Origin of the sequence: Pseudomonas sp. 10B238 (assembly GCF_000970615.1) — a bacterium.
Classification (GTDB): Bacteria; Pseudomonadota; Gammaproteobacteria; order Pseudomonadales; family Pseudomonadaceae; genus Stutzerimonas.
Genome location: NZ_KQ033961.1, coordinates 1 through 3,912 on the forward strand (window position 1 = coordinate 1; position 3,912 = coordinate 3,912).

4 protein-coding genes are annotated in these 3,912 nt (G+C 59.3%); all 4 read left to right on the forward strand.

What is annotated here, in order from left to right:
- The coding region (locus RT21_RS23980; RefSeq protein WP_156155749.1) for a hypothetical protein at positions 1-368 on the forward strand (368 nt) is incomplete at its 5' end.
- 92 nt (positions 369-460) lie between these two features.
- Positions 461-1,714: a TolC family protein gene (locus tag RT21_RS22660; protein WP_003292652.1), complete on the forward strand. Its 1,254-nt coding sequence runs from the start codon at positions 461-463 to the stop codon at positions 1,712-1,714.
- On the forward strand, positions 1,711-3,162 hold the full coding sequence (locus tag RT21_RS22665; RefSeq protein WP_015275570.1) for an efflux RND transporter periplasmic adaptor subunit: 1,452 nt from the start codon (positions 1,711-1,713) through the stop codon (positions 3,160-3,162). Before RT21_RS22660 ends, RT21_RS22665 begins: the two co-directional genes overlap by 4 nt.
- A partial coding sequence (locus RT21_RS22670; protein WP_046164440.1) for an efflux RND transporter permease subunit occupies positions 3,159-3,912 on the forward strand: 754 nt, incomplete at its 3' end. The genes RT21_RS22665 and RT21_RS22670, both read left to right, overlap by 4 nt.

Genomic DNA, 3,912 nt, shown 5'->3' on the forward strand with positions numbered 1-3,912 from the left:
TGCGCTCCTTCCTTATCCTGCTGCTAGTGCTTGCGCTTCAGATCAATGGGATAGCGGAAATGCTCATGACGGTTGGATCGTCCGGGCATCACATGATGTCCGATATGGAAGGTGTGGGCGCCATGACGACCGACCACGCTTCGATGGTTGGCGCCGATGACGGTGCTGAACACGAGTGCTGTGAAGCGAATGAGCATGGAACGGCGACCGTCTGCAAGACGGGCCAAGAATGCAAAACTGCAAGTATCCTTCAGCTTGTCTCAATAAAAGCCCAGCTGATGCCTGCTGCTAAACCCGTGACCACTCCCTATAACGGCCTGATCCCCTCTAGCCTTTTAGACGCCGTCTGGCGTCCACCCCGCGTCTAATTCCGATCAAATTATAGGAACCGCCCGAGTGAGCATTCGGGCCGGCTACTGCGCGCCTTTGGCTCGCATGAAAGATCAGGAATCCTTCGCAAATGAAACCCCGTATTTATTGGGCGCCGCCGTACGTGGCCGCCTTGATCATGGGCGCGCTCTCGTTTCCAGGGTTAGCGTCCGCTTTGACCTTAGAACAAGCTCTGAGCGTGGCCGAGCAAGACGCGCCTTCGCTGCATGCGCAAGCCGCCAACCTGGTGGCCGCACGCAGCGCTGCAATCCCTGCCGGCGAGCTTCCTGACCCTAAACTTAAGCTTGGACTGCAAAGCGTGCCCATCGAAGGTGACGCTCGCTGGCAGTTGGAGCAAGAGGCCATGACCATGCAAATGGTTGGGGTCATGCAAGATGTGCCAAACCGAGCGAAAAGGCGCGCTCGTGTCGAGGCCGCGCAGGCTAGTGTTGCGCTCGCAAACGCCCAGCAAACGGTTGAACGTCTCGGTGTGCGCCAAGCAACCGCCGAGGCATGGATCGCTAGCTTCGCGGTCGAGCAGAAGCTAAGCCTTTTCAAGCAGCTTTACAGCGAGAATCAGCTCCTTTCGCGGGCTGTTCAGGCCCGCATTGCTGGCGGCAGCGGACAAACCGCAGACAGCGTACTTCCGAGGCAAGAGGCAGCATTGCTGGCTGAACAAGAGGATGAGCTGCTGCGTAACCAGGCTGTTGCGCGGGCCGGCCTCCGGCGCTGGATAGGCGAGCTAGCAGGCCAGCCGCTTACAGGTGACTGGCCGCAATGGCTTGCCGCCGTTGATAACTATCAGCACAACCTGAACCGGCACCCGGCGTTACTCGCCTTCGACCCGATGACTCGTGAAGCGGAGGCAAAGGTTCACCAGGCCATCGCAGAGAAAACACCGGATTGGAGTTGGGGGATCGACTACCTGCGACGTGGCCGTGAGTACGGCGACATGGTGAACCTCAGCGTCAGCTTCGACCTGCCGCTGTTTACCAGCTCTCGGCAGGATCCGAAGATCGCGGCCGAACGAGCTCGCCTTGCCCAGATCGAGGCTCAGCGCCAAGCGACCTTGCGCCTGTACAACCAAGAGCTGAGTACTGACCTCGCTGAGTATCAGCGTCTGGACCGCGCACTCATCCGCCTCGACAAAACCTTACTACCCCTCGCTGAAGAGAAGGTCCGCCTTGCCATGGCCGATTACCGCTCCGGAAGCGGTGAGCTGACCGCTGTGATCGAAGCGCGACGACAGCTTGTGGAGACCCGGCTACGGCGTATTGACGTCGCCCGCGATCGATCGTTGAGCAATGCCCGCCTGCATTTCGCCTTTGGAGATACCCGACCATGACATTCCAACACAAGCGGCTGGTACTCGCCTTCAGTCTGCCTCTGATGATTAGCGCTGCAGCGCTAATCGGTCTGCCTACCGCAGCCTTCGGACAATCGCCTGCAGAAGAAGACAAGGAAGTGCTCTATTGGTATGACCCTATGGTCCCCCAGCAAAAGTTCGATAAGCCGGGCAAGTCGCCATTCATGGATATGGAATTGATTCCACGCTATGCAGATGAGGGAAGCGACGGGGCATCGATCAGTATCGACCCGAGCGTGACGCAGAATCTCGGCGTGCGCTTTGCAACCGTAACGCGTGAATCGATCAGCCAGTCGCTCGAAGCGACAGGCGCATTGATGTTCGACGAGCGAGACGTGGCGGTTGTGCAGGCGCGTGCCGGTGGCTTTGTCGAGCGCGTTTACGACCGAGCACCGGAGGATGTCATCGAAAAAGGCGCGCCGTTAGCCGATCTGCTGGTTCCCGAATGGGTTGCCGCACAGGAAGAGTACCTGGCGCTCAAAGGGATTGGCGAACCCCAGCTGCTCGCAGCGGCTCGCCAGCGGTTGCGCCTTGCTGGCATGCCGCCAGAAGTCATAGTGCAGCTAGAACGAACTGGTAAAGCGCGCCCTGTTTGGACAGTGAGGAGTCCAATAGGCGGCGTGCTGAACAGCCTCGACGTTCGCGAGGGCATGACCGTATCCACTGGTGCGTCTCTGGCACGTGTTAATGGGCTGGAAAAGGTATGGTTAGAGGTTGCGGTGCCTGAGGCGCAGGTTGCAAATGTGGCGCCTGGGCAGCTGGTCAACGCGCGCCTCCCGGCCTTTGCAGGTGAAGTTCTGGAAGGGACGATCCAGGCCGTACTACCACAAGCCAACTTGGATAGCCGTACTGTGCGCGTCCGGGTTGAACTGCCTAATCCGCAACAACGGCTTCGTCCCGGCATGACGGCCGAGGTGACGTTGAGTCGCAACGTCGAAGATGTCTTGGTCATCCCGTCCGAGGCGGTCATTCGCACCGGTCGGCGCGCATTGGTGATGCTGGCCGAGGATCAAGGCCGTTACCGCCCGATTGAGGTTCGCACAGGCCGGGAATTCGATGACCAGACAGAGGTGCTTGAAGGGCTGGAAGCCGGTCAGAAGGTCGTGGCGTCCGGTCAGTTTCTCCTGGATTCAGAGGCGAGCCTACGCGGGCTGACCGCTCAGGGTTTGGAGGAGCCTGCAACTTCTACAGAACCTGCGCTGCACGAGGCTGAAGGTACGATCGTCAGCCTGGAAGATGGCATGGTTGGCCTGTCGCATGGGCCGTTCAAGACGCTGAACATGCCTGGGATGACAATGTCCTTTCCGGTTGCAGATCAATCGCTCCTAACAAAGTTGCAGACCGGCGATCACGTCCGTGTCGGCGCGCGTGAAAGCGAAGAGGGCCTGGTCATTGAGCACATCGAGAAGCTGGGGGGCCAGCGATGATCGCAGCCATAATTCGCTGGTCAGTGGCCAACCGCTTTCTGATCCTGCTGGCTACTGTGTTCGCGGTGGCTTGGGGTGTCTGGTCGGTCAAAAACACCGCTGTTGATGCATTGCCAGACCTTTCCGACGTTCAGGTCATCATCCGCACGCCATACCCCGGGCAGGCGCCCCGGATCGTTGAGAATCAGGTCACCTACCCACTGACGACGACCATGCTGTCTGTCCCCGGCGCAAAGACGGTCCGCGGCTACTCCTTCTTCGGGGATAGCTACGTGTACGTCCTGTTTGAGGACGGCACCGACCTCTATTGGGCCCGTTCTCGGGTGCTGGAGTACCTGAGTCAGGTGCAGAGTCGGCTTCCCGCCGCCGCCAAACCCGCTTTGGGCCCTGACGCCACAGGTGTCGGCTGGATCTACCAATATGCTTTGGTAGACCGAACGGGCAAACATGACCTCTCGCAGCTGCGCTCTTTGCAAGATTGGTTCCTGCGCTATGAGCTCAAGACACTGCCCAACGTGGCGGAAGTCGCGCCCATAGGCGGGATGGTCAAGCAGTATCAGGTCGTACTGGATCCCGTGCGCATGGCAAGCAGGGGCGTGACGCAGCAGCAGATTGCAAAGGCGATCGATGAAGCCAACCGTGAAACCGGCGGGAGTGTTCTGGAACTCGCAGAAACCGAGTTCATGGTCCGTGCGACCGGGTATCTCAAGACACTCAAAGACTTTCGAGCCATTCCTTTGCGTCTCGACG

What these genes read in the sequence shown, in the direction of transcription:
- RT21_RS22660 (WP_003292652.1), top strand. Translation starts at nt 461, where the DNA reads ATGAAACCCCGTATTTATTGGGCGCCGCCGTACGTGGCCGCCTTGATC.
- RT21_RS22665 (WP_015275570.1), top strand. Translation starts at nt 1,711, where the DNA reads ATGACATTCCAACACAAGCGGCTGGTACTCGCCTTCAGTCTGCCTCTG.